Origin of the sequence: [Clostridium] scindens (assembly GCF_019597925.1) — a bacterium.
Lineage (GTDB): Bacteria > Bacillota > Clostridia > Lachnospirales > Lachnospiraceae > Clostridium_AP.
The window spans coordinates 974,201-995,253 of the sequence record NZ_CP080442.1 but is presented as its reverse complement, the minus strand read 5'-3'; the positions used below and the strand labels follow the sequence as shown (position 1 = coordinate 995,253).

20 protein-coding genes and 1 pseudogene are annotated in these 21,053 nt (G+C 43.4%); all 21 read right to left on the bottom strand.

Features of this window, described 5'->3' with window-relative positions; all coding sequences use genetic code 11:
- Positions 1-25: 25 nt before the first annotated feature.
- Positions 26-832 carry a DNA-methyltransferase gene (locus K0036_RS04705; RefSeq protein ID WP_330627226.1) on the bottom strand — a complete coding sequence of 269 codons (807 nt, stop codon included), beginning with the start codon at positions 830-832 and terminating at the stop codon, positions 26-28.
- Between the two features lie 18 nt (positions 833-850).
- Positions 851-1,660, bottom strand: a complete 810-nt coding sequence (locus tag K0036_RS04700) for a hypothetical protein (RefSeq protein WP_243035254.1) — start codon at positions 1,658-1,660, stop codon at positions 851-853.
- A gap of 5 nt (positions 1,661-1,665) precedes the next feature.
- Positions 1,666-2,634 (bottom strand): DUF3991 and TOPRIM domain-containing protein, encoded by a 969-nt coding sequence (locus K0036_RS04695; RefSeq protein WP_118188669.1) that lies wholly within the window; start codon positions 2,632-2,634, stop codon positions 1,666-1,668.
- Complete coding sequence (gene metK / locus K0036_RS04690; protein ID WP_118188670.1) at positions 2,634-3,794, bottom strand: methionine adenosyltransferase; 1,161 nt, start codon at positions 3,792-3,794, stop codon at positions 2,634-2,636. Before metK ends, K0036_RS04695 begins: the two co-directional genes overlap by 1 nt.
- A 302-nt stretch (positions 3,795-4,096) precedes the next feature.
- Positions 4,097-4,618 (bottom strand): type II toxin-antitoxin system PemK/MazF family toxin, encoded by a 522-nt coding sequence (locus K0036_RS04685; RefSeq protein ID WP_118188671.1) that lies wholly within the window; start codon positions 4,616-4,618, stop codon positions 4,097-4,099.
- Between the two features lie 270 nt (positions 4,619-4,888).
- Positions 4,889-5,089, bottom strand: a complete 201-nt coding sequence (locus K0036_RS04680) for a UPF0175 family protein (RefSeq protein ID WP_177968239.1) — start codon at positions 5,087-5,089, stop codon at positions 4,889-4,891.
- A gap of 718 nt (positions 5,090-5,807) precedes the next feature.
- Positions 5,808-6,589 (bottom strand): annotated as a pseudogene (locus K0036_RS04675) (class B sortase).
- Positions 6,567-10,958 carry a SpaA isopeptide-forming pilin-related protein gene (locus K0036_RS04670; protein ID WP_220430857.1) on the bottom strand — a complete coding sequence of 1,464 codons (4,392 nt, stop codon included), beginning with the start codon at positions 10,956-10,958 and terminating at the stop codon, positions 6,567-6,569. Before K0036_RS04670 ends, K0036_RS04675 begins: the two are co-directional and overlap by 23 nt.
- 54 nt (positions 10,959-11,012) lie before the next feature.
- Positions 11,013-11,510, bottom strand: coding sequence for a gamma-glutamylcyclotransferase family protein (locus K0036_RS04665; protein ID WP_118188676.1), 498 nt, complete (start codon positions 11,508-11,510; stop codon positions 11,013-11,015).
- Between the two features lie 9 nt (positions 11,511-11,519).
- Positions 11,520-12,479 carry an amidoligase family protein gene (locus K0036_RS04660; RefSeq protein ID WP_118188677.1) on the bottom strand — a complete coding sequence of 320 codons (960 nt, stop codon included), beginning with the start codon at positions 12,477-12,479 and terminating at the stop codon, positions 11,520-11,522.
- A 6-nt stretch (positions 12,480-12,485) separates the two neighbouring features.
- Positions 12,486-13,775, bottom strand: a complete 1,290-nt coding sequence (gene dcm / locus K0036_RS04655) for a DNA (cytosine-5-)-methyltransferase (protein WP_330414529.1) — start codon at positions 13,773-13,775, stop codon at positions 12,486-12,488.
- Between the two features lie 80 nt (positions 13,776-13,855).
- Entirely contained in the window at positions 13,856-14,407 is a 552-nt protein-coding gene (locus K0036_RS04650; RefSeq protein WP_187305832.1) for a hypothetical protein, read from the bottom strand.
- A 156-nt stretch (positions 14,408-14,563) separates the two neighbouring features.
- A complete protein-coding gene (locus tag K0036_RS04645) occupies positions 14,564-14,839 on the bottom strand; it encodes a hypothetical protein (protein ID WP_118188679.1) in 276 nt (91 codons plus the stop codon).
- Entirely contained in the window at positions 14,836-15,744 is a 909-nt protein-coding gene (locus tag K0036_RS04640) for a ParM/StbA family protein (protein ID WP_118188680.1), read from the bottom strand. The genes K0036_RS04645 and K0036_RS04640 overlap by 4 nt, the downstream gene beginning before the upstream one ends.
- Positions 15,745-15,854: 110 nt before the next feature.
- Positions 15,855-16,172, bottom strand: a complete 318-nt coding sequence (locus tag K0036_RS04635) for a DUF5720 family protein (RefSeq protein WP_118188681.1) — start codon at positions 16,170-16,172, stop codon at positions 15,855-15,857.
- Positions 16,173-16,634: 462 nt separating this feature from the next.
- Positions 16,635-16,988: a hypothetical protein gene (locus tag K0036_RS04630; RefSeq protein WP_118188683.1), complete on the bottom strand. Its 354-nt coding sequence runs from the start codon at positions 16,986-16,988 to the stop codon at positions 16,635-16,637.
- 397 nt (positions 16,989-17,385) lie between these two features.
- Complete coding sequence (locus K0036_RS04625; protein ID WP_259283393.1) at positions 17,386-17,970, bottom strand: toll/interleukin-1 receptor domain-containing protein; 585 nt, start codon at positions 17,968-17,970, stop codon at positions 17,386-17,388.
- Positions 17,967-18,278 carry a hypothetical protein gene (locus tag K0036_RS19000; protein ID WP_259283392.1) on the bottom strand — a complete coding sequence of 104 codons (312 nt, stop codon included), beginning with the start codon at positions 18,276-18,278 and terminating at the stop codon, positions 17,967-17,969. Before K0036_RS19000 ends, K0036_RS04625 begins: the two co-directional genes overlap by 4 nt.
- Positions 18,279-18,336: 58 nt before the next feature.
- Positions 18,337-18,561, bottom strand: a complete 225-nt coding sequence (locus tag K0036_RS04620) for a DUF2188 domain-containing protein (RefSeq protein WP_118188684.1) — start codon at positions 18,559-18,561, stop codon at positions 18,337-18,339.
- Between the two features lie 350 nt (positions 18,562-18,911).
- Complete coding sequence (locus K0036_RS04615; RefSeq protein WP_118188685.1) at positions 18,912-20,201, bottom strand: AAA family ATPase; 1,290 nt, start codon at positions 20,199-20,201, stop codon at positions 18,912-18,914.
- 371 nt (positions 20,202-20,572) lie between these two features.
- Positions 20,573-20,974 (bottom strand): hypothetical protein, encoded by a 402-nt coding sequence (locus K0036_RS04610; RefSeq protein WP_118188686.1) that lies wholly within the window; start codon positions 20,972-20,974, stop codon positions 20,573-20,575.
- Positions 20,975-21,053: the final 79 nt, after the last annotated feature.

The following is a 21,053-nucleotide window of genomic DNA, read 5'->3' as shown; positions in this document are numbered from 1 at the left end:
TTGGACATCCATGTGGATGCCCTTGCTATTTTTCGCTCTCTTCTTTTTCCTTTGCTTCCAGTGCAAACTTCACCCGATCACTGCCCAGCTTATAATAGGCATCTGTTACCTCGATACCTACTGCCTCATAGCCTTCCTCTACAGCTGCGAGGACCGTCGTTCCGGCTCCGGCAAAGGGATCTAAGATCCTGCCGCCCGGCTCACAGATCTGGATCACATCTTTCATCAGCTGTAACGGTTTCTCTGTCACATGGATACGGTTCTGGGTATTCCCATAACGGAACACACCGGGAAGACAAGACACCGGACGGCTGATGGGCATGGGTCCGTTACTGCCCCACACAATATATTCAGCCTGCTGGCGAAAACGTCCTTTCTGCGGACGGGAGTTTCCCTTATCCCACACCGCAGTTCCTCTCCAGATCCAGCCTGCCCACTGGAGTGCATCGGTAATAGAGGGATATTGTCTCCAGTCAATAAACAGGCAGATTGGTGCACCGACTTTACAGGCTTTCCGCACATCGTAGAGCCACTCTGTCATCCAGTGGGTCCAGGAACGCTGGTCCTTGTTATCCCCATCAAAATCCGGCAGTGCATTCTCTGCCTTCATACTGCTATATTTCTGATTGGTGGTACGGTTTCTTTCATTCTGCTTTGTTCCCCCGGACGCATAAGGCGGATCGGTAATCACTGCATCAAAGATTCCCGGCTGGAATGCTTTCACCAGCTTCAGCGTATCTCCATGTAAAATTGTCCACTTCTCCCCTCCGGTATATTCTTCCGGGTACGTTCCTTCTTTCAATAAGTTCCCTAACTGCAGGGTATTTTCCATAGGCATCATCCTTTCTTATCAGCGCTCCGGCTGTTTTTTACTTTTCTTTTTATTGCTCTGAATACATTCCAAAAGCTGCGATTTTCTTGCCTGCGATTTTTCATCTGATACACTCAATTCAGTTTCCACATACTCACTGATGATATGCAAAGCCTGATAATAATTACCTGACTGCATCACCCGTTTATACATTTCATTCGCCTGCTGATCCATCCCTTCTTTAATCAACAAACCTGCCACAGCTCCTAAAATAATAAACACATTTCCATCTCTTCCTAAGACCTCCATCTTCGGCTTTTTCTTTTCCGGTTCTTGCTTATTCTGTATCTCCGGCTTGACCTGTTCAAAAAGATAGTCCCTCGGCTGCCAGAAATGGACATGAAGTTCTCCACCATCAACCTGAATTTCCTGCTGTTCAAACCCTTCTCCCCATCCATCACTATACTGTCCGGTGAGATATTCACACAGTTCCGATAATTCTTCCGTTTCCAGATACTCCTTCAATTCTAAAGTTGTACAGCCATATAACACACCATCCGATTCTTTCACCGATGGAACTGCAGACACCACCTTTTCTTTAATAGCAACACTTCCGTCAAAATAATCCATCAGATTATCGGTCTTATCATCGTCATGTCCGACACGGTTGTATTCTGCAATCTTTTCCTGAATCACAGAAGCATACTCCGTTAAATCATCTCCTTCAAAAAATACCTGTTCTTCTTCAAAGTCATTGTAATCCTCTTCTTCCCAATCTTGTTCCATCTCATTTGGAATAAAGGTTCCTGTCAGCGGTGTCAATAATTCTATTTTGATCGTATCTTCCATTTGCCTCACCTCCCTCTTTCCTTTTGCTGTTTCTTCTGTTTTTCCCCTGCCTGTTTTGCCAGGTCTCCATAGTCTGCACCTTCCATCTGCGGTAAGTTACAAACTACGGTATATTTTTCTCCATACTGCTCTTTTAACTGCGCACACGCCCATCGTCCGGCAAAATCGTTATCGGTGCAGATCTCAATTTCTGTCACCTCCGGATGCTCTTTTAGGAAATGTTCCAATGCATCTGGACGTTTCATCTTCTTCGTTGCCCGTTCCTCTCCTTCTTTTGGTGCTGCAATGCCCCCTAGAGACAGACGGTACTTATCTGTCGGTCCATCTTCCAGCGTCATATGGGCAAGGGCGTCAATACAGGCTTCATATACTGCCACCCGACAGCTATTCCCAAGAGGTGGAACACAAAAGCTGTATTGTTTTTCACTGCCTTCCTGTTCCATCCGGAAGTTCTTTCCCCGGTTGTCATAGATTCCCCGTAAAAACGCATACTTTGCCTGCCCCTGCTCATCCATTCCAACAAAAACAGCGTTATGGTGTGGGGCGCTCTCATAAAGGATTCCCAGCTGTACACAGTAATCCAGTACCTCATCCCGGATTCCCCTTTGGTTCAAATATCTCCGCACCCGGTAAAAACTGTCGTTGGGTAAAGGCAGGGAAAAGTTCTTCTTAGGGGCTGGTTCTGCTCTGGGAACATACACAGGCGTCTGCTCACACAAGATTTTTACTGCTTCCGTATATTCCATGCCATCTACCTGCATCAAAAACCGCAGAGCAGACATTCCGCCAATATTCCTGGACTTCCAATGCCATTTGCTGGTAATCTCGTTGATTTTGAAACTGTCATGATCCTGAAGCTGCCATTCATTTCTTGTCCGTGTTTTTTTCAGTCTCCCCGGCTGATATGTCTGCAGATACTCATAGGCTCTCACCTGCTTGGCTGCCCGATATTCTTCTTCGGTAACCCAAGCCATCAGATCACCGCATTGCGAAGAGCTTCTGCCTTATCGGTATGCTCCCACGGAAACTCTTTTCTCCCGAAATGCCCGAAGGCAGCTGTCTGTCGGAAAATAGGACGGGTAAGGCGCAGGGTATCCACGATCTGCTTCGGAGTCAGCCCAAACACCAGGGGGATTGCCAGCTCCAAACAGTCATCCGCACACACGTTTCCCGTACCAAACGTGTCCACCTGCACCATAACTGGCTGTGCCACTCCGATTGCATAAGCCAAAGACACCTGACACTTGCTGGCAAGCCCCGCAGCTACGATATTCTTAGCGATATATCTGGCCATATAAGCTGCAGAGCGGTCTACTTTTGAACAATCCTTCCCGGCAAATGCACCGCCACCATGGGGAACCATGCTTCCATAACTGTCTACCATTAGCTTCCTTCCGGTCAGTCCCGTATCTGCATCCAGCCCTCCACAGACAAAACGCCCCGATGGATTGATATAAATCTTAGTTTCCTCATCCGGTGGCAAGGGACGAAGAGCCGGCAGCAACACCTTCTTTCGGATCTCTGCCTCCAGCTTTTTCAAATCTTTTTCTTCCTTATGCTGACAAGACACTACTACACTGTCCAGTCGAACAGGCTTTCCATTTTCATATTCTACCGTCACCTGTGCTTTCCCATCTGGTAAGATTCCCTGAATATAAGAGCTTTGTCTACAGGCAGATAATTCCCTGACAATCCGATTGGCCAACACCACGGGCATGGGCATGAGCTGCTTCGTTTCATCACAAGCATATCCGATCATCACACCCTGATCCCCTGCTCCTTGGAACCAGTCTATCTGATTGTCAGACACTCCTCCCCTTCGTTCTTTTGAAGCATTGACCGCTTCTGCGATATCGGGACTCTGTCGATGGACAAAGGTATCCATAGTAACCCCTTCGCTGGAATAACCTACATCAGATAGTACCTTTCGCACGACTGCAAACACATCCGGTTCATAGGCACTGGTAATCTCTCCCGCCACAATAATATTTCCTTTTGTAGCAAGCACTTCGCAGGCTACTCTGGAATTTTCATCATTCTTCAGACACACATCCAAGATTGCATCTGCAATCTGGTCACATAATTTGTCCGGGTGTCCTTCAGTTACTGCTTCTGCTGTATAAAATTTTCTCATATGAATGTCCTCTCTTTCATGCAAAAAAGGCAGGATACCTTCCTTTTACGGGAACATATCCTGCCTGATTTCTTATTACTTTCATTTTTTATTATCATAAATCTTTCCAAAGAAAAACTCCCCAGATAAACTGGGGAGCCTCCAGAAGCTATACCTTACGGTCCTACGGCTTCGTTTAAACATTTATAAAGTACCCACTGTATCTTGATTGCTCAAGTGTGGGACTTAATCATAGTATCTCTGTTCTTCTTTATTATATGCAACTACCTTCTCTTTGTCAACAAATTTTTAGCAGTCACATTTTACAGATTGTATGCTCTTTTGAATTTTCCTTTTACAAGATCAAAATCTTCCGGTGTTAAAGTACCAATACATCCTCGATTTGCATCCAGCCTTGCCTTACTAACTGCACGTATCTCCTCACACTGAATCATACTGTCTTTATCCAAAAATTCATAAGTATGCATAGACGCTGGTATCGTTCTTCCCGGAATCACTTGCTTTTCTTCATCTTCTGTATCAGAATATAACAAAAACCATGAATCCTGAATCGGCAAACATCTTGCGTTTACTTTTCCTTTTGCATCGGTAATACAAACAACTACCACTTTTTCAGAATTATTGATTTTATTATTGGACATCACCAGTACCGGACGCATTTTATTTTTCTCCGTTCCTATGTTGTATCCCAAATCACAAAACCATATTTGTCCATGTAAAACCTGTCTATGTTTATTCGTATTAAATTTTGATATCCGATTGTAATTTACTTTATCTTTTGTCCAACTGGCAATATTATAATATTCCTGTGCTTCCTGATTCATTCGCATCACCTACTCATATATGATAAAATTCATTATAATTCACCCAGTGTGTATCTTCAACTACTTTTTAGGCTTTTCAATAAGTCTTACACCACTCAAAACCATTTCTTATCTGTCCTATAATAACGAAAAGACCCCCGTAGGAGTCTCTCCGGACTACAGGCTTCACAAGTTTCTGTAGTGCGATCACTAGGCATAGTGTAACCGCTTCTGACACACTTGTCAAGCACAAAAGATCTTGTATTTCACATTCTACGCATCTGGTTTTTGCTATCCTATAAAACTACGTTTTGCTTCTGATATAAATTTTTTCTCTGTTATGCCAGCAATCTGAGAACACAATTCCACCGATACCCCATATTGCTTATAAAATCCCAATGCAGTTGCTCTTTTTGCAAAGTCTGTTGCTTGTTCTATCGTTTGCTTTGTATCATACAATACTTCTTTTGGTATCTCGATGACAACCTGCATCTTCTTCCTCCTTTCACATTTATTTTTTCCATGCCTCCGGCGAAATTCTGCAAAAGTTTCTGATGAATCTCTTCCACAGTCATGAGATCGGCATTGATAACGCCGTTCATTTTCTGCATTCCGTCTGAACCCATGCACTTTGTTTGTTCTTTCTGATCCATGGAACACCTCCCTGTCTTTATGGAATGATTGTAACGCTTTTTCAGGCAATTGAACAGAGATTTTCTTTTAAATGCTTCTCAAAAATACTCTTCCAATAGATGGCAGATACATCCAGATAGTTGCAAAAGTCCCAGTCTTTGAACACTTTCTAACACTACATCACACCACATTTCGTTGCACATCCTATATCCTCGAACACTTTTGTATATGATGGTACTGTCTTTTTTATGCAGTCGTGTCTCACATTCTGCACTTTTGGGGTACTTTCAAACACTTCCCGGCAGCTTCAGTTCCAGAAAGCCACCAAAGAGCTGGAAAAGCACCCACTGTTGAACACTTTTCCAACACTACAGGACTACACAAGCCGCCATAATTCGTTGCATCTTCCCTAACTTCGAACAGTTTTTGTGTTGCAGTGCCACTCCCCATTACAGTTCGTCTCACATTCTGCACTTTTCTGGTAGTTTTGAACACTTCCTGACATTACTGACTCTGAAGAGTACTGTAGATATCCAGAGACTGGAAGAAAGTTCCCACTGTTGAACACTTTTCCCTTTTAAGCCCCTGCTTTTACTGCTACAAGGATGTTCCGGGCTTGTTTCCACTCATAAGAGCAAGTCACCAGCGTCAGAGTTTTTCACAACCTGTACCATCTACCCCAGTCTCGAACAGCGCCAATTCTTTTGCCTGTTCTACATATGCCTCTGCTTCCCGCTGGTTCTGAAAGGAAATCTGCTGGAAGTCGAACATGGACACATCGGCTTTCAAAACTGCCGCTATCTGGTACTCCTCCATGCCTTCCGGTGTCTGAAAGAACACGCTGGGATGTGCTTTCCAGTACTCATAGGAGGCGTACTGATCCAGATTCCCGAACATTGCACCGCTGTTCATGTTGTGACCGTAGATGGTCAGCTTCCCCGATTCTCCCAGAATGCAGTCTGCCTGGAGGAACAAACTTCCATTGATGTCGTAGTTTCCCCGGTAATCTCTCCGCAGATAATACTCCGGTTCTTCCGGGCTGCTCTGCAGTACCGGATAATCGATGCCACTCTCCGGGATTGTAAGCCAGCCCCGAACATCCGGATACTGACTCTGGAGAGAGCGAAGATCAACCGCAGACACTTCCGTTTCTCTTCCAGCCTGTTCCTCTTTCTGTCCCAGAGAACCACCGCCCGGAGGAAGTTCCTCCGGGAAGCAGGTTTTTAACGCCTCCACCAGTTCCCGATTCTTCCGGGGAACGGTCACATAATCCTGATAAAGCAGAGCTGCACTGAGGATACAGACACCGCACAAGGCTGCCTGCAACATCCACAGCTTATTCTTCTTTTTTCGTTTCATCTGCTTTTTCTGTCTTTCCACGTTTCTTCTTATAAATCATGGTTGCCATGAGTCCGGCTGCTGATGCTCCCAGAAGAACAAACAACAGGATTGGTTTCCAGTGGTCATCCCCTGTCTGCGGTACACCTGGTGTTTCCGGTGTTCTTGCATCTTTCATTTCCACCTTCTGGATTTCCATGGTATCTTCCAATGTGAATTCCACATCTTCTGCAATCTCATAGCCTTCCGGCGCTGTGATCTCACGCAGAGTCAGCTCTTCCCCTACCGGAAGTTTCTCTACCAGATGAGGCTTTCCATCCGTTACCCACTCTTCCAGAATCTCACCCTCTTTATTTAAGATCTGCAGCTTGGCTCCTTCCAGTTCCTCGCCTGTGGTAATATCCGTCTTGGAAATTTCCACTTTGGAATAATCATCCTTCATCTCCACCTTGGTCACACTGCCATCTTCTTTTACTTCAAACTCGATATCTTCTGCAGACACATACCCTTCTGCATAAGGCGGCAGTTCTTCGTAAAGGATATACGTTCCTTCTGGCAATCCATAGACTACGTGCGGTTCTTTTGTACTGATCCACTCTTCTACGATGTTGCCCTCTTTATCGATGATCTGAAGCTTCGCGCCTTCCAGTTCTTCCCCGGTTGTTGCATCGGTTTTCGTAAACTGGCTCTCAGTCGGCTGGTTTTCCACTTCTTTTGTCAGCTTGATTTCTGCAAGGTTCTGGTCTGTGTAAGAGGCATCAATCTCCCAGATTTCTTCATTTGGAAGATATCCCGGTTTTCTCACTTCCTCTTTTACATAATATTTTCCATGATACAGGTCGCTGTCAAAGGTAAGCTGACCGTTTTCATCCGTTGCTTTCTTCTCCAGCAGAGTGTCCTTTTCTACAAGAATCTCACCCTGCTGGGAGAGGATATCTTCTTTGGCATACAAACCAAAAATCACGCCTTCCAGCTTCTCTTCTGTGGCTGCATCCTTCTTTTCTACAGAAATGGAAATCTTCTGTCGCTCATTTTTATAAGCAACCCCTTCATAAACCACTGCCTGCGTATCATCCTCTGCGGTCAGGGTAAATTCTTTCTGTTCCGGGTTCAATACGAAATGGTCGCCTGCTATGGTTTCTTTCATATAATAAGAACCCAATGGAAGATTATTTACCACTGCCTTTCCTTCTGTATCGATCACTAAAGTTGCCACCAGATCGTCTTTTTCATAACGGATGACCGGATTGCCCTGCTCATCCTTTGCTCCGTCCGGGGAATAAATGGTGTCCTTGGCATACAGTTCAAAGGCTGCCCCTTCCACACCGGATTCTTCATAGACAAAATCATGGAACACTCCGGTATCGGTATCCTCTCCGGTCACTGCATCTTTGATCTTTCCTGCCAGTCTCTTTGCCTTTGCAAGCAGGGAATCCCCCTTCACTTCCACTGGCTGTTCCCCGGTTTTGGTCAGTGTCAGGCTTCCCACCTGCTCATCGTTTGGCTGCCAGGCTTCCACGATGACTGCCCCGGTATCTGGATCGATCTGATGGGCGGTATCGGAAGAAACAGTGATCACGACTCCCTCTTTCGGGTTCTCTTTGTAACTGCCTTTTCCGGTCACCTCCAATGGAGAAATTACTTTTTCCCCTTCATACAAGGAACTCTCATATCCCTGTCTTACAAACCCTTCCGGTGCTTTCACTTCTTCGATCCGGTAAGTAGAACATTTCAGTTCTTCCGGTGTTACCAGATAGCCTTCCTCATTGGTCTTGAAAACACTAATCGTCTCTTTCTTCGGATAGAATACCGTCTGCTCTACATATTCCTCTTTTTCCATATCAAAGATTTTATAGGATGTGCCTGCCTTCAAGACCGGATTTCCTGTCTGTGCATCCTTTTTCACGATCTTTAACAAAAACTCAAACGGACGGTCATCGAAGATCCTCCATACCATCGGTTCTCTGCTGTCCTCATCTACCTTTACCAAAAACGGATCGATGGCTTTTAAATTCTCCGGCACCGTACTCTCTTCTACCACATAAAGACCATACGCAAGTTCCGGACTGAGGGCATATCCCTTTTTATCTGTGATCAGCTCCGGTACCGGGACAGCCTTGCCATCCACATAGGTCACTGCCCCCTCTTCCTTACTGAAATCATAACCTCGGAAATCTTCCGCAGTAAACTGTTCCCCATTGGATGGCTGTAATTCCCCACTCTCTACTTTGGAAAGGCTGCTGACCAGATACACCTTAAAACCTGCCCCTTCCACAAGGTCTGTTTCTGTCTGGTCTCCATCTTCGCTGATCTTGATCAGCTGGAACGCCTGCTTTTTCACCTGTTCCTGTACCGTCAGATCCCTGGTTACCTCTGCCACTTCCTGTCCTTCGTAGGCAAGATCCACCTCATACTCTGTTGGATCTACCGTATAGCCTTCCGGCGGAGTGATCTCTTTCACATACATTTTTCCCAGATACAATTCGGAAAAATCTAAGGTACCATCCTCCTTGATCACGCCCTGTGCGATGAGGCTGTCTTTTTTGAACAGAACCCCCGTCTTTCCATCCGGGTGGACGATATCCTCTCTGGCATACAGACCATACACAGCCCCGGCAAGGGAACTATCCCCCTGGGGAAGAAAGGCCTGTGTCTCCTTATCGATCTTTTGGATATGGACAGCACCTTTCACCCTCTCATCGGTTGCTGAGATGGTGACCGTTTTTCCGGCTTTCACATCCACCTTATGGATCACATCACTCTGTGCATACTTGTCTGGAGCCTTGATCTCCTTCACATATACTGTTTTGATGGCTGCCTCAAAATAATCACTGACTGCTTTTGCCTCTTCCCCGGTGACTGGCATTTCCATCAAAAGATGCTCACACTTGCTGTCTGTATAAATGCCATACACTGCACCGTCTAAAGGATTCTTGGTATCCGCATCCTGTTTTAAAAGCTCGATCCTTGTCATCTCCAGCCAGTCTACCGTAAAACTTACCGGATTGGCTTTCTCCGATTCAAAGACTCCAATGTCCTGATTGCTGTTTCCTGTAGATAATACCAACGTTCTCCAGGTTTCCCCTACAGAGCCATGCAGCTCCCCGGAGGAATATTTTCCGGTATGAAGCATTGGGGCAGTCAAATAAAAGGTATCCCCGCCATAGATCTTCAGCGCACCATTCTCTGCGGAAGTTCCCTTTGTCTTGTTATAAATGGTGATGTCTTTTGGTACATGGACTGAAATGTAGTTTCGGTGATTCCCGGACAATGTGATATCCGGTGTTTTCTGCACCTTTCCATCACGGACTGCTTTTACGGATGTTTTAGAAAGAGAAATCTCCCCTTTCGGCGGTTCTTCCATAGCAAACAGATGGTCAATATAAGCGATCACCCCTGCGTTTACCAGATCCTCATACTTGCATCCCGTAAATCCTGCCTCACCTGCGTAAGCATAACTGGCTGCGATATGGGTATATACATATTTCTCTTCTGCACTTTTCCCGGACAGATAACTTCCGGTAATATCCCCGGCGCCGCCATAGCCATAATACAGCACCTTCTGCAAATTCTTATTGCTGTCAAGCACCTGTGCTATATAATCTCCACTCGGCGGTGAAGAGCGATGGGATTCCAGACAGTAGGCAATCTTTCCATTCACCGTAAACCAGCAGGTCAGATAATTTCCAATATAACTTGGATAGTAAATGGTCTCTCCTTTTTCCAGATGTACGGTTTCCCTTGCAGTAAAGGTATTTTCTGCACCGGAAAGCATCATCACTTCCCCATCCTCAATCTTTTCTTCCAGTTCCCTTGCTGCCTGTGCATCTGCATCTTCCCCGGATACCGTTACTTCCACATCCGGGATCTCCTGCACAGGCGTCTCCGAATCTTCTTCGGATTTCGTATCCTCTTTCTGTTTCTGCCCACCGTTTTCTTCTGCATGGGCCTGTCCTTCCGTATCCGTCAGGATAATCTTACGAGTAACTGAATAACTGTCACGCGCATCTTTTGGCACAACCCAGTAAGTTGCAATATAAGTCCCTGCCTGGTCTGGATGGTAGGCACTTCCATCCTCTGCTTCGATCCGTTCTAAGGTAACATCCTCTTTTTCCAAATCGTAATGGATGCCTTCCATACAAGTCTCTGCCATAAAATCCTTGTCGGAAATGTCTTTCGTGATATCTTCTGCTGTTACCAGCTGTCCGGTAACCTCTGAAACCTCCTCTGTCTGTTCCGTTTCAAATATTTTTGCATTCTCTGTTACTGGTTCTGAAAGATTTTGCATTTCTGCCGCATGGACATCCGCCAAATTTCCAAGCGGACTAATGCCCATGAGCAATGCGAGCCCAAAGGCTGCAAGTCTTGTTTTGATATTCCTACTCTTCATTGCATTCTCCTTTTTTCGTTAAAAATACCGCAGAGGCTTTCCCCTGCGGCTTTGTTATCTGCTGACTTCTGTTTTCTTTTGGCTGGGTTTCTGTCTGCCCACTTCCTCCCGGACACGCTTTAACGCATCGGTCACAGAGCGGCTGGAAATCCCATTCTGATGGCAGCCTTCCACAATCCCCATAAAATAAAGGTCTGAGGGAATGGCAGGCTGATCCTTATAGGGTGCATTCATGGTATATGCCATGACTTCCCGTTTCACACCATCCTTTCCCTGAACAAGAACAGGCTCCTTTCCATACAGGTGTGGATATCCTTCATAAAAGTCCAGTCTTTTTTCACACTCCGGTGTGAGTTTCCAAAGCACTCCTTCCACCCGGCTTCCCTCTTCTGGCAGAATGGTAGCAACACCGCTTCCCTTTCCCCTGCCACAGAAAGTCAGGCGATACCCGTCCAGCTTGACATTCTCCACAACAAAAGCTGCCGGACAGCGGTACGCCATCTGGTCTAAGTTCATGTTACTGCCATAGGCAAAATAATACGTTTCTTTCATCTCTACCTCCTATCGGGCATCCTCTGCCCGATGATTTCTATTCAAACATTCATACTGACTGCGGTCATATCTCCACGCCCGATCCCCTTCCAGGTTGGCAAGCAGATGTTCCCGGACATTCTTATATTCCGGTCCGATAAGCCCCAACCGCAGTAAAAAGGTACGGAATGTAAACGCAGGATTCTCGGTAATCTCTGTTTTCCGCATCTGGGTACATTTCTGATTGATGGCCTGAGCGGAAATGGCAAGAGCCAGCGTGATATTTGCCCGTACTTTTCCTGCATGGAGAGTGCTTTCAAAACACCGCCATTCCAGCGTTCCCTTCGAAAACACCGCATGAAGGTTTAAGGCATAATATCGGCTACTGTCATAATGATTATGACTTCCATCCCTGCCTCCATACCAGATCTGTTTCAGCTTTTCCATGGAAATGGTGTTGTTTGGCATTCTGCGGATTTTTTCCAGCACAATGGGGCGTACTTTCTGACAATAGTTGCTTTCTCTGGAAGTCTGTACTTTCAATGCCTTGAACAGAATATCCTCTTTGGAATACATGATGGTCATAGCATTTTTGAGGCTTCTTGGGGTATGGTTGGAAGCGTCCACATGAACATGCTGCCCGCAGGACGCATTCACCTTTGCCCCATGGCGCCTCAAACACCGCACTACTTCCTGCAATTTGCCCATCTCTCCATAGGAAAGTTTGGGACTGACCATTTCGGTACTGTATTCACTTCCGGCACGAACCATGCGTCCACGCTCCCTGCGTTCCGTATAGATACTGCCATCATACATAAACTTCCACTTCTTCCCTTCCTGATCTGTCACAGACCAGACTCCATAATACCCACCATCACAAACTGCCCTTGTTCCAAATAGTTCTGCGACTACCTCTGCAGCCCTCTGACGGGTAATACCTGTCATTTCAATTTCTGTACCGAAGTACTGATCCTGAATTCCAATTGCCATACCGCCTTACCTCTTTGTCTTTTCATCCTCTGCCCGGATTTCCGCATCTGCCTGCCGAAGAAGTGTTCCTATGGCTTCGATCACGTTGACGGTCACTCCATTTCCCGCCTGTTTATAAAGCTGGCTGTCCGAAGTATCCTGTTCGGTACGGTCAATCTGCCAGTCATAAAAACCCTGCAGCCGCAGACACTCCCTTGGCACCAGTTTTCGGATTCTGCCCCGATAGGCAACTCCATGGCGGTCTGTGGCAGTAATGGTAAACATCGGCTCTTCCGGTTCCTTCATCCTCCGGCCATTCTGCCGGGTTTCTTCCCTTCCCGGAGTCAGCACTGCCCTGGCACCTTCCTCTTTTAAGACACCGGAACATTCCCCTTTGTGATTATGGATGCCAGACTGTCTGGTATTCAGACATCTGCAATGCTCTGTGATAAGAGGAGGTGGAGACAGATCCACAAAATGAAGCGTTCCCTGCTGGATTCCGGTGGTCAGGGTATGGGCAATCTGATGCCCCACACGCCCTCTCCGTGTGTTCATTCCTGCATAGCCTAAGTCAATGCTATCTCTCGGATACGCCATCTTATAACCCTGCTTGGTATTCTCTTTAATAGGAATACCTACCTCATACAACCCTGTCTTACCACCCACACCTCCGGCTCCGGAAGTCAGAGTACAGCTTAAGCCTTCGGCTTTGTAGATCCGTTTCCCCTGTCTGCCCGTCTGGACTTGAACAAGAGGCGTTCCATTTGCTGTTGGGAAAGGTAATATTTTTCCGGCACATCTTCGATCAAGATATCCGACAAGATACACCCGCTTTCTGGATTGGGGGACTCCAAAATCCTTGCTGTTAAGCACTTTCCATTCCACACCGTACCCCAGCTCAGATAACGTACTGAGGATGGTGTGAAACGTCCTGCCTTTGTCATGCGAAAGCAGTCCGGGAACATTTTCAAGGATGAAATACGCAGGTCGCTTGTCTGCAACCAGTCTGGCAATCTCGAAGAACAAAGTTCCTCTGGCATCTGCAAATCCTCCCCGCTTTCCGGCGATAGAGAATGCCTGGCAAGGAAATCCTGCACACAAAAGATCAAAGTCTGGCATTCGGTCTGTTTCGATTTTTCTTGCGTCATTACAAAACCACTCCCCTTCTGTGTCGAACAGCAATCGGTAGTTCTTATCCGCATAAGCATCCACCTCGCAGTGCCCCACACAGGTAAAACCGTCTGCACGTCTTAACCCTTCCCGGAATCCCCCGATCCCGCTGAATAAATCAAAAAATCGAATGGTTGCGGCTATCAACCTCCTTTGCTGAGAAAAAACAGGCGGCATGGTTTCTTTCCCACACCGCCTGCAAGTTTTATAGTTCTATTTGTTTGGCATTATGCAATCTCTTCGGTTTCTTCCTCGGATTCTGGCAGTTCTTCTTCCTCATCTGCATCTTCGGGAAGTTCTGGATCTGGTTCTTCCTCGTCCAGTTCTGTGGATTCTTCGAAGCTCTCATCGTCAGGTTCTTCCTCCGCAGTTTCCATCTCTTCAATTTCCTCTTCGATAATCTCTTCCTCATCAGTCTCTTCTGTAGACTCTTCCATTCTGTCTGCTTCTGCGGTTTCTTCCGGCTGCTCTAGCTCCTGCCATTTGGCTTCTACCTCTTCCACCGCTTTCTCGATGATGCGGATGATAAAATCTTTCTGTTTGATACCTTCCTTCGCGACTACCCATTTGACTCTTTGGAATAATTCCTCTGTGACCTGTACTGCTAATGTTCTTTTTTCCATGCTCTCTTCTCCTTTGCCTTCCAGTCTGTTAAAGTGTTCTTCAATCACCTGCCGGATAAATATCTGTGTACTCGTTTCTTTCTCTTCGATCTCGGCTCTTACCTTCTCATGTAATTCCACCGGAATCTTTCCGCATATGTTCTTCATCTCTGCCATAAGCGTTTTCCCCTTTCGTTTTGTTATACACAACATACTCCAAAGTTTGAAAGAAAGCTATTCACAATACCCACTAAAGAATCCATGTCAAATGTATGCAAAACCCAAGCAGATCCAACAATGCCATATTTTCTTTGTCCATAGGCCTCACCCCCTTTACTCCTGCTCCATCTGAAATAAAAAATCCAGCATCTGACCGGGAATTTCTTCCTTTTCACATGCTGGCATTTGTTCCATACCGCCACTTTTCAGTTCTTCCCGAACAGTCTCCTGAATCAATTTCCGTAAAGTTTCCCGTTCGTCTTTTTCTAAGATCACATCCACTAGATACTGATTCCTCTGTCCTGCCGGAACTTCCAGCAAAAGCCGCCACGCTTTTTCATGCTCCGGGTTCTTAAGGTTTGGGCGAAAGGAAAAGACCGGGCGGCTCACAGCGTCCTCATCTGCCCCACAATCCGTTCATATCCGGCTGCGTTGGCATGGATGTCTGTGAGGTAAATCGGGCGACACAGGCGGTCCTGGGTGCTTACACGGTGCTGAAAAATAGTAGCCCCGCCTCCCATGAAAATGGAAGGAACTGCCCGCAGATCAAAGCCCGCCTCGGTGATCGCAGACAATATCTTTTCAATGTAAAGCCTGCCCTGTTTCTCGATCAAAGACACCACTTCCGCAGGCATGCTGCATGACTTTCCCTGTAAGATGCGCTCAACCTGTGTCTCTGTTATCGACAGCCCGGTGTTTCTGCGCACTTGTTCCAGAATCTCATCCATACAGCGAATGACACCCAGTTCCAGACTCCTGCAGGTAGCTGCATTAGGAACAGCATTATCAAGGCGCATCAGATCCACCGTCCATCCTCCGATATCCACAAGAAGAACAGAGGGTTCATCTTTTAAGTATTCCGGATAAAGAGCCAGAGCCGAGTATCCCTGGGGGAACAGTTTCACATCTTCAATCTGGATTTCATAGCGCTCCCCTTCGTAGAAAAAGCGGACAGGCTGTTCCTTCCGAAACAGATATTCCTTAAATTTCTGTTTTTCCCTTCCAAATCCGGTAAGGGGAAGTCCGGCTGCAAGAACAACCTTGGCAGATTTCTCCCCTTTCCGCTTCCGAATCTCCTGTGCCAGTGCAGCCAGAGTCAAAAGATAATAATTGTCATTGGCAGTCTTGTCCTTCACTAAAGTCTGCCGCCCAGTTCCACACACATAATAAGCGCCTCCGTATTGGAGAACATTCTGCATAGTATAAGGTTCATAGGTGTATCGCATCAGCCCTGTTGGGAAACACACCTGTTTTGTTTTAATGGCGTAATACCCGTGGTCGATTCCAATGATCATCGCTTACCACTCCCTTCTTTCTCGTTCTATAAAAATTTCCGGTAAAAGAGCTCCCGGACTCGGAGCCATGCTCCTGCAAAGACTTTTTCTTTTCCAGCCTGTTAAGCTTCCTACTCCCGGTCCCGGACAAATGCCTGGGCTGGAAGATAATGCAGCGTCCCCTCTAAAACAAGCGCCTGCTTTTGAAAGCGCAGGACTCCCTGATTCTGCAGATCGATCAATTCACGATATGATTCCTTAGTCAAAAAATAACGATGATACTCTCCCTTTTCTCCAAACTGTTCCTTTTGTTCCAATAGCAAAAACTCCACCATATACCGGGTATCTGGCGCAAAGCGTTTCTCACACAATATGTCATCCCCCTTAACTGCCTTCACACCTTCCGATTCCCTGGCTACTGCCAGCAACTCATGGATACTGATACTCACGTTTCCTATCACCTCCCTTCGAAATCTTTTTCCTAATTTTCTGCGAAAAAAGACAGGCACCTATACGATGTCTGTCTCTGTGGGATCTACCATCCCTTTTCCCTGATACTGTTGTTTGATGATCTGTTCCAATTTATTCCAATTCTTTCTACTACCTCTCCAGTGATTTTTTTATCTAACTATAATAAATAACATGGAATACCTACTTGCAACAGATGATTCCATGTTACATTCTCTTTCTTCCATTATTTTTTGCTATCCTTATAAGTTTGCTTTATTCATCAAACTTTTTCCATTTCCAACGTGTTTCTACCTCTTTTTCCAATTCTCCATAACTTCTTGCATATCCCAATTGCATTTTGGACAATTCACAACATATTTTTACATCTTGTATATCTTCAAGTCTATTCCCTGTTCCCGGTAACTTAATGTATTCTAATCCTTTAATAGTAATATCCTGTCTTATTCTTGCACAACCGCACATTTCCAAACATTCTTTCCATGTAATATTTTAGAATATACCTTATTTCTTACTTTTAACTCGTCAAAATCAGGTTCTAATAAAATATTATCATCAGGTATTTCTATTTTGAATATGTAAACATACTTTTTATTATAGTCATCCTGATCCAAAAGTAGAATATTTCCATAATAATATGCAGTATATAAATTCTGTGTCAAATACACAAATCCATCTGTCGTACCTTCAATAATATTCTCATATCCTTCATGACTTCTTTTAATTTGGCATCGTATTTTTCCTTCTTGAATAATCTTTTCTCCACTTTCTAGTAGAGTTCCATGATATAGTAGCATTTTCTAAACTCCTACTTTCTACTTATATCTTCAACTTTCACATAATTACACCTTCCAGTTCTGTAAACAATCATTTTATTATATAGAGTTGTACTCAATTCTAATTTGTTATCGCTTTCATTTTACAGAACATCATATTGAAATGGTAGAAAATCTAAGAAAGCATTTTTGCTGTCGCAGATTTCTCTTTTCTTGTATTCTCATACAATTGTGAAAGTTATAGTTTATCTTCCATATCTCCTAAATGCTGGTATTTATCATTATCTCTTGCACACTAACATAACACTCGGAGAATATCCATTCACCATGTCTGCCATATCGGAATTTATTATTTAAAGAACAATCGGAGCACAATAAAACTGTTTATTCCGATTGTTATATTGTTTTTATTCAATATTTATTCTTCAGATAATAATTTGTACAATTCTTTTGCCATTTCCTGCGGAGTCATATTCGCCGTTGTCATTGCTAATTTACTCGCAACAATTGGGCTGTATTCCATAACCTCTTTTTTAGTAAGATTATGCCAGACTGGAAGAAGCATTTTCCCATTAACACTCTCTATCTGAAATAATCCGTCTAATTCTGTCTTTGTCCAATATTTTCCATCCTTGATATAATCAGGTGATAATACTACTACGCCAAATTTAGACTTCCTTAACCCGTCATCTATCTTGCTTCTCATAGAGTCGCCCCATTTTATTTGGGTTGTATCATACCATACCTTAGCTCCACACTCTCTTAAAGATTCTACAAATTCATCCGCAAAAGATTCTTTATCCTCCCATGCATGGGAAACGAATACATCATATTCTTCCATTTCCTGCTGATTGTTCGTTTTTTCGATATTATCATTTGTACGCAACTGCAATACTGCTTGATTATTAAGTTCTTCTATTTTATTTTCATATGCTTTCTGCATCTTTTTTAATGACATTTCTTGCTTTTTTTGTTCTTCCTTCTGTGCTTTCTGTAACTTCAAATATGCATCATTTCTTTTTTTCGCTTATCTGATATTTTTCTCCCAACATCTGCACTAGAAGACATCTTTTTAGAATATTCCGCCTGTAAACTAGCTATTTGTTTCTTTTTACTAGCTACCATATTAGCTGAAGTTCTAGATGCAATATTCTTCTGAATCGAATTAATTTTCGATTGGATATCTGCACATTTTTTATCAGCTTCTACTTTCTTCTTTTCTAGAGTTGCTATTTCTTTATCCAATGTATTTACACTTTTTTGATACTGCTCGACTGACATCATTACCTCCGCTGTAATTTTTGTTTTCATCATTTCTCTTAAAACCAGAGATAGTATGCCCTATCCAGGCATACTACCTCTCAGCTATTTATCCTCTTGGTGGAAATGGATCTCTTCCATGAGAATCTTTATCTCTAATTTGTCCATTTGGTCGATGAATAACTAATTCAGATCCTTGGTTTTGTGAAATACTACGTGCACGATCTATTGCTTCTTTCTGAGTTGTAGTCCTCAGCGTTGCACGGCTATTTCCTTGTCCTTTTACCTGCCATCCACCATCTGGATGAGGTGTCACATGTTGATTTTTTCCCATACTTCCCACCTACCTTATCTCAAACGGGTAATACGCCCACAATGTGGACATTTACATGGGTTGGTAAACGGAATAACTTTTCTACCGCATTGGCAAATGTAATATTTGTACTTTAATCTCATAAAAATACCTCTTTCTAAAAATTTAATTTACAGTTACTATATTCAATCACATTTTTAGAAAAAGTCTGCATTTTTTTGCCTTTCTGGACACAAATTTCATATTGCAAACAGCAATTAAGCGTGATACAATGGTTACGGTTATTAATATTGTAGCGACGGCTGCTGCTTTTGTCGTCCTGCAGAACACCGGGCTGCAACTCGGTGTTTTTCTTTTTCATATTTTATGTGTTATTTTTCAAAAAACATTTCTGGGTTACATCCAAATGCCCCTTCAATAATTCGATTAGTTAAATTAACTTTTGCACGTGATGTCTTCAAATCACTCATTCTATGTAATGAACTTTTTCCATATAAATCTTTACTCGTAATCCAAACCTGGTCTCGTCTATATTCACCGGAAACTAGAAGTGGCTGATGCGATGTACATATAAGTTGTGCATGATTTGGATTACTCTCCTCATTAGTAAAAAGCCCAATTATCTCCTTAGCCAGAGAAAGATGCAATCCATTTTCAATCTCATCAATAACAAGCACCCCTCCTGATTCCAAAATATCATACAGATATGGTAATGCCGTGAAAAGTTTTACAGTACCTAATGATTCTTCTGCAAAGAAAGTCATAGGTGTACTACTTGTCTCCTTTCCATTCTCATAAACAGCATGTGCCGTATCTACCCCTACCGTCGTTTTAGTAGCTATGATTTCTCGATTTTCAAAATCATCCGTCTCAATTTTTTGACGGTCAATCTCTTCTTCTTCAAAAGAAACCTTTATATCTCTTAACGTAGGATCTGCTTTCTGGAGAATATTAATATATTTTCTTAATCGCTCCTCTGAAAATGATTCTTTCGATTTCGTAGGCTTTAATCTCGCTGCAGTCATACTAACAACTTGTATTCCTTGTATAGCGTCAACAATTTTAGACGCCAAACTGTTGTTCAATAATGCGGCTACTGGAAGACATAGAGCCTCTTCTTTAACTGCCTGCTTCTTATTTTCAAAATCTTTTAATTCAGAGCGTAAAACAATATCTTTATACAAGGAAGATGTTCTTTCAAGTAATTTTTCTGTTCTACGATATTTTTTTGTGAGCAACTCTGATTCAATCTTTTTTTCTCGTACCGAAAACTCATAATAATATGTAGTTTCATCAAGAACAATCTCTATTGCAAACTTCGATGGACGCTCTTGATAAGCCACATCAAACATAAATTGCTTTACCGGAGCATCAATTTCTTTAAATTGTGGTAAAGAGAGTAATTGAGAATTGTTCATTGCCAACAATGGTGACCAGTCTAATAATCTTTGAATCTCTCTTATGATTTTACAGAAGAAAGTCTTTCCCGAACCATTTGCACCATACAGAAAAGACACTTTATTAAACATCATGTCTCTACTTTCAAATGTGTTATTAAGAAATTCTTTTTTACTAATGTCTGTCTCTGTTGTAAATGTAATCCTATCTGCAAACGAAGTAAAATTCTCTACAGATAAGGATTTCAGGATTGTGTTATTCATCTTTCCTTCTCCTTTCATTCGATATAATAACTCATATATTTCTCAATGTCAATATATTATTCTTTATTTTTCTGCATTTGTGTTGTTATATATAGTTTAACTATGTTTTTCGATATTCCTGTATGTTTTCTACTTTTTACATTTCCATATTATTTAATTTGAAAAAATTTCCTATCTCTAGCTATAGAATAACTAAGTATAAAGTTGCATAGAATACTGCTACATCAATGAGTCAACATCTTTCAAAAAATGATATTTTCACCAAGTAATAAATCCCCCATTTTTAATGAGTAATTGAAATTTATTATCAGGATCTCCATTCTTTATCTTTTATAATTTCTTTTTCACTTTTCTGTAAAAAAGATAAACACCTACACGATGTCTGTCTCCGTGGGATCTACCATCTCTTTTTCCTGATACTGTTGTTTGATGATCTGTTCCAGCTGTTTCCGCATTTCCTGATCCGCTACCTGAGTACAAAACTCCTGAAGCCATTTATCATGTAAATGCTCATCTGCTTCTGTCGGATCCCAGGACACAATGCTGCAGGTTTCATCATACAGCAATTCCAACTGCCGAAACTGTTCACTGAACTGTCCTGCATATTCATTCCAGATTTCTAAGTTATACAGCTTCAATCCTAGAAAATCAGAAACATACGTCAGCCTGTCCAAATCTGAAAACGTCATTTTTTCCTTTCCCAGCAGGATTTCCCTGTCACGCTTTCCGCATAAAAGCAGGAAAGCAAACCGCTCTATATCCCTTTGGTGCATACCTATCACCCTTCTTGCAAATAATTCCTTATTACGAAACATTATAAAAAGCGAAACCAGTAAAATCAATATAAAGTTT

Coding starts and splice junctions, on each gene's coding strand:
- K0036_RS04705 (WP_330627226.1), bottom strand. CDS start 832: ATGGAAAATACCCTGCAGTTAGGGAACTTATTGAAAGAAGGAACGTAC.
- K0036_RS04700 (WP_243035254.1), bottom strand. CDS start 1,660: ATGGAAGATACGATCAAAATAGAATTATTGACACCGCTGACAGGAACC.
- K0036_RS04695 (WP_118188669.1), bottom strand. CDS start 2,634: ATGGCTTGGGTTACCGAAGAAGAATATCGGGCAGCCAAGCAGGTGAGA.
- metK (WP_118188670.1), bottom strand. CDS start 3,794: ATGAGAAAATTTTATACAGCAGAAGCAGTAACTGAAGGACACCCGGAC.
- K0036_RS04685 (WP_118188671.1), bottom strand. CDS start 4,618: ATGAATCAGGAAGCACAGGAATATTATAATATTGCCAGTTGGACAAAA.
- K0036_RS04680 (WP_177968239.1), bottom strand. CDS start 5,089: ATGCAGGTTGTCATCGAGATACCAAAAGAAGTATTGTATGATACAAAG.
- K0036_RS04670 (WP_220430857.1), bottom strand. CDS start 10,958: ATGAAGAGTAGGAATATCAAAACAAGACTTGCAGCCTTTGGGCTCGCA.
- K0036_RS04665 (WP_118188676.1), bottom strand. CDS start 11,510: ATGAAAGAAACGTATTATTTTGCCTATGGCAGTAACATGAACTTAGAC.
- K0036_RS04660 (WP_118188677.1), bottom strand. CDS start 12,479: ATGGCAATTGGAATTCAGGATCAGTACTTCGGTACAGAAATTGAAATG.
- K0036_RS04650 (WP_187305832.1), bottom strand. CDS start 14,407: ATGGCAGAGATGAAGAACATATGCGGAAAGATTCCGGTGGAATTACAT.
- K0036_RS04640 (WP_118188680.1), bottom strand. CDS start 15,744: ATGATCATTGGAATCGACCACGGGTATTACGCCATTAAAACAAAACAG.
- K0036_RS04630 (WP_118188683.1), bottom strand. CDS start 16,988: ATGCTACTATATCATGGAACTCTACTAGAAAGTGGAGAAAAGATTATT.
- K0036_RS19000 (WP_259283392.1), bottom strand. CDS start 18,278: ATGAAAACAAAAATTACAGCGGAGGTAATGATGTCAGTCGAGCAGTAT.
- K0036_RS04620 (WP_118188684.1), bottom strand. CDS start 18,561: ATGGGAAAAAATCAACATGTGACACCTCATCCAGATGGTGGATGGCAG.
- K0036_RS04615 (WP_118188685.1), bottom strand. CDS start 20,201: ATGAATAACACAATCCTGAAATCCTTATCTGTAGAGAATTTTACTTCG.
- K0036_RS04610 (WP_118188686.1), bottom strand. CDS start 20,974: ATGCACCAAAGGGATATAGAGCGGTTTGCTTTCCTGCTTTTATGCGGA.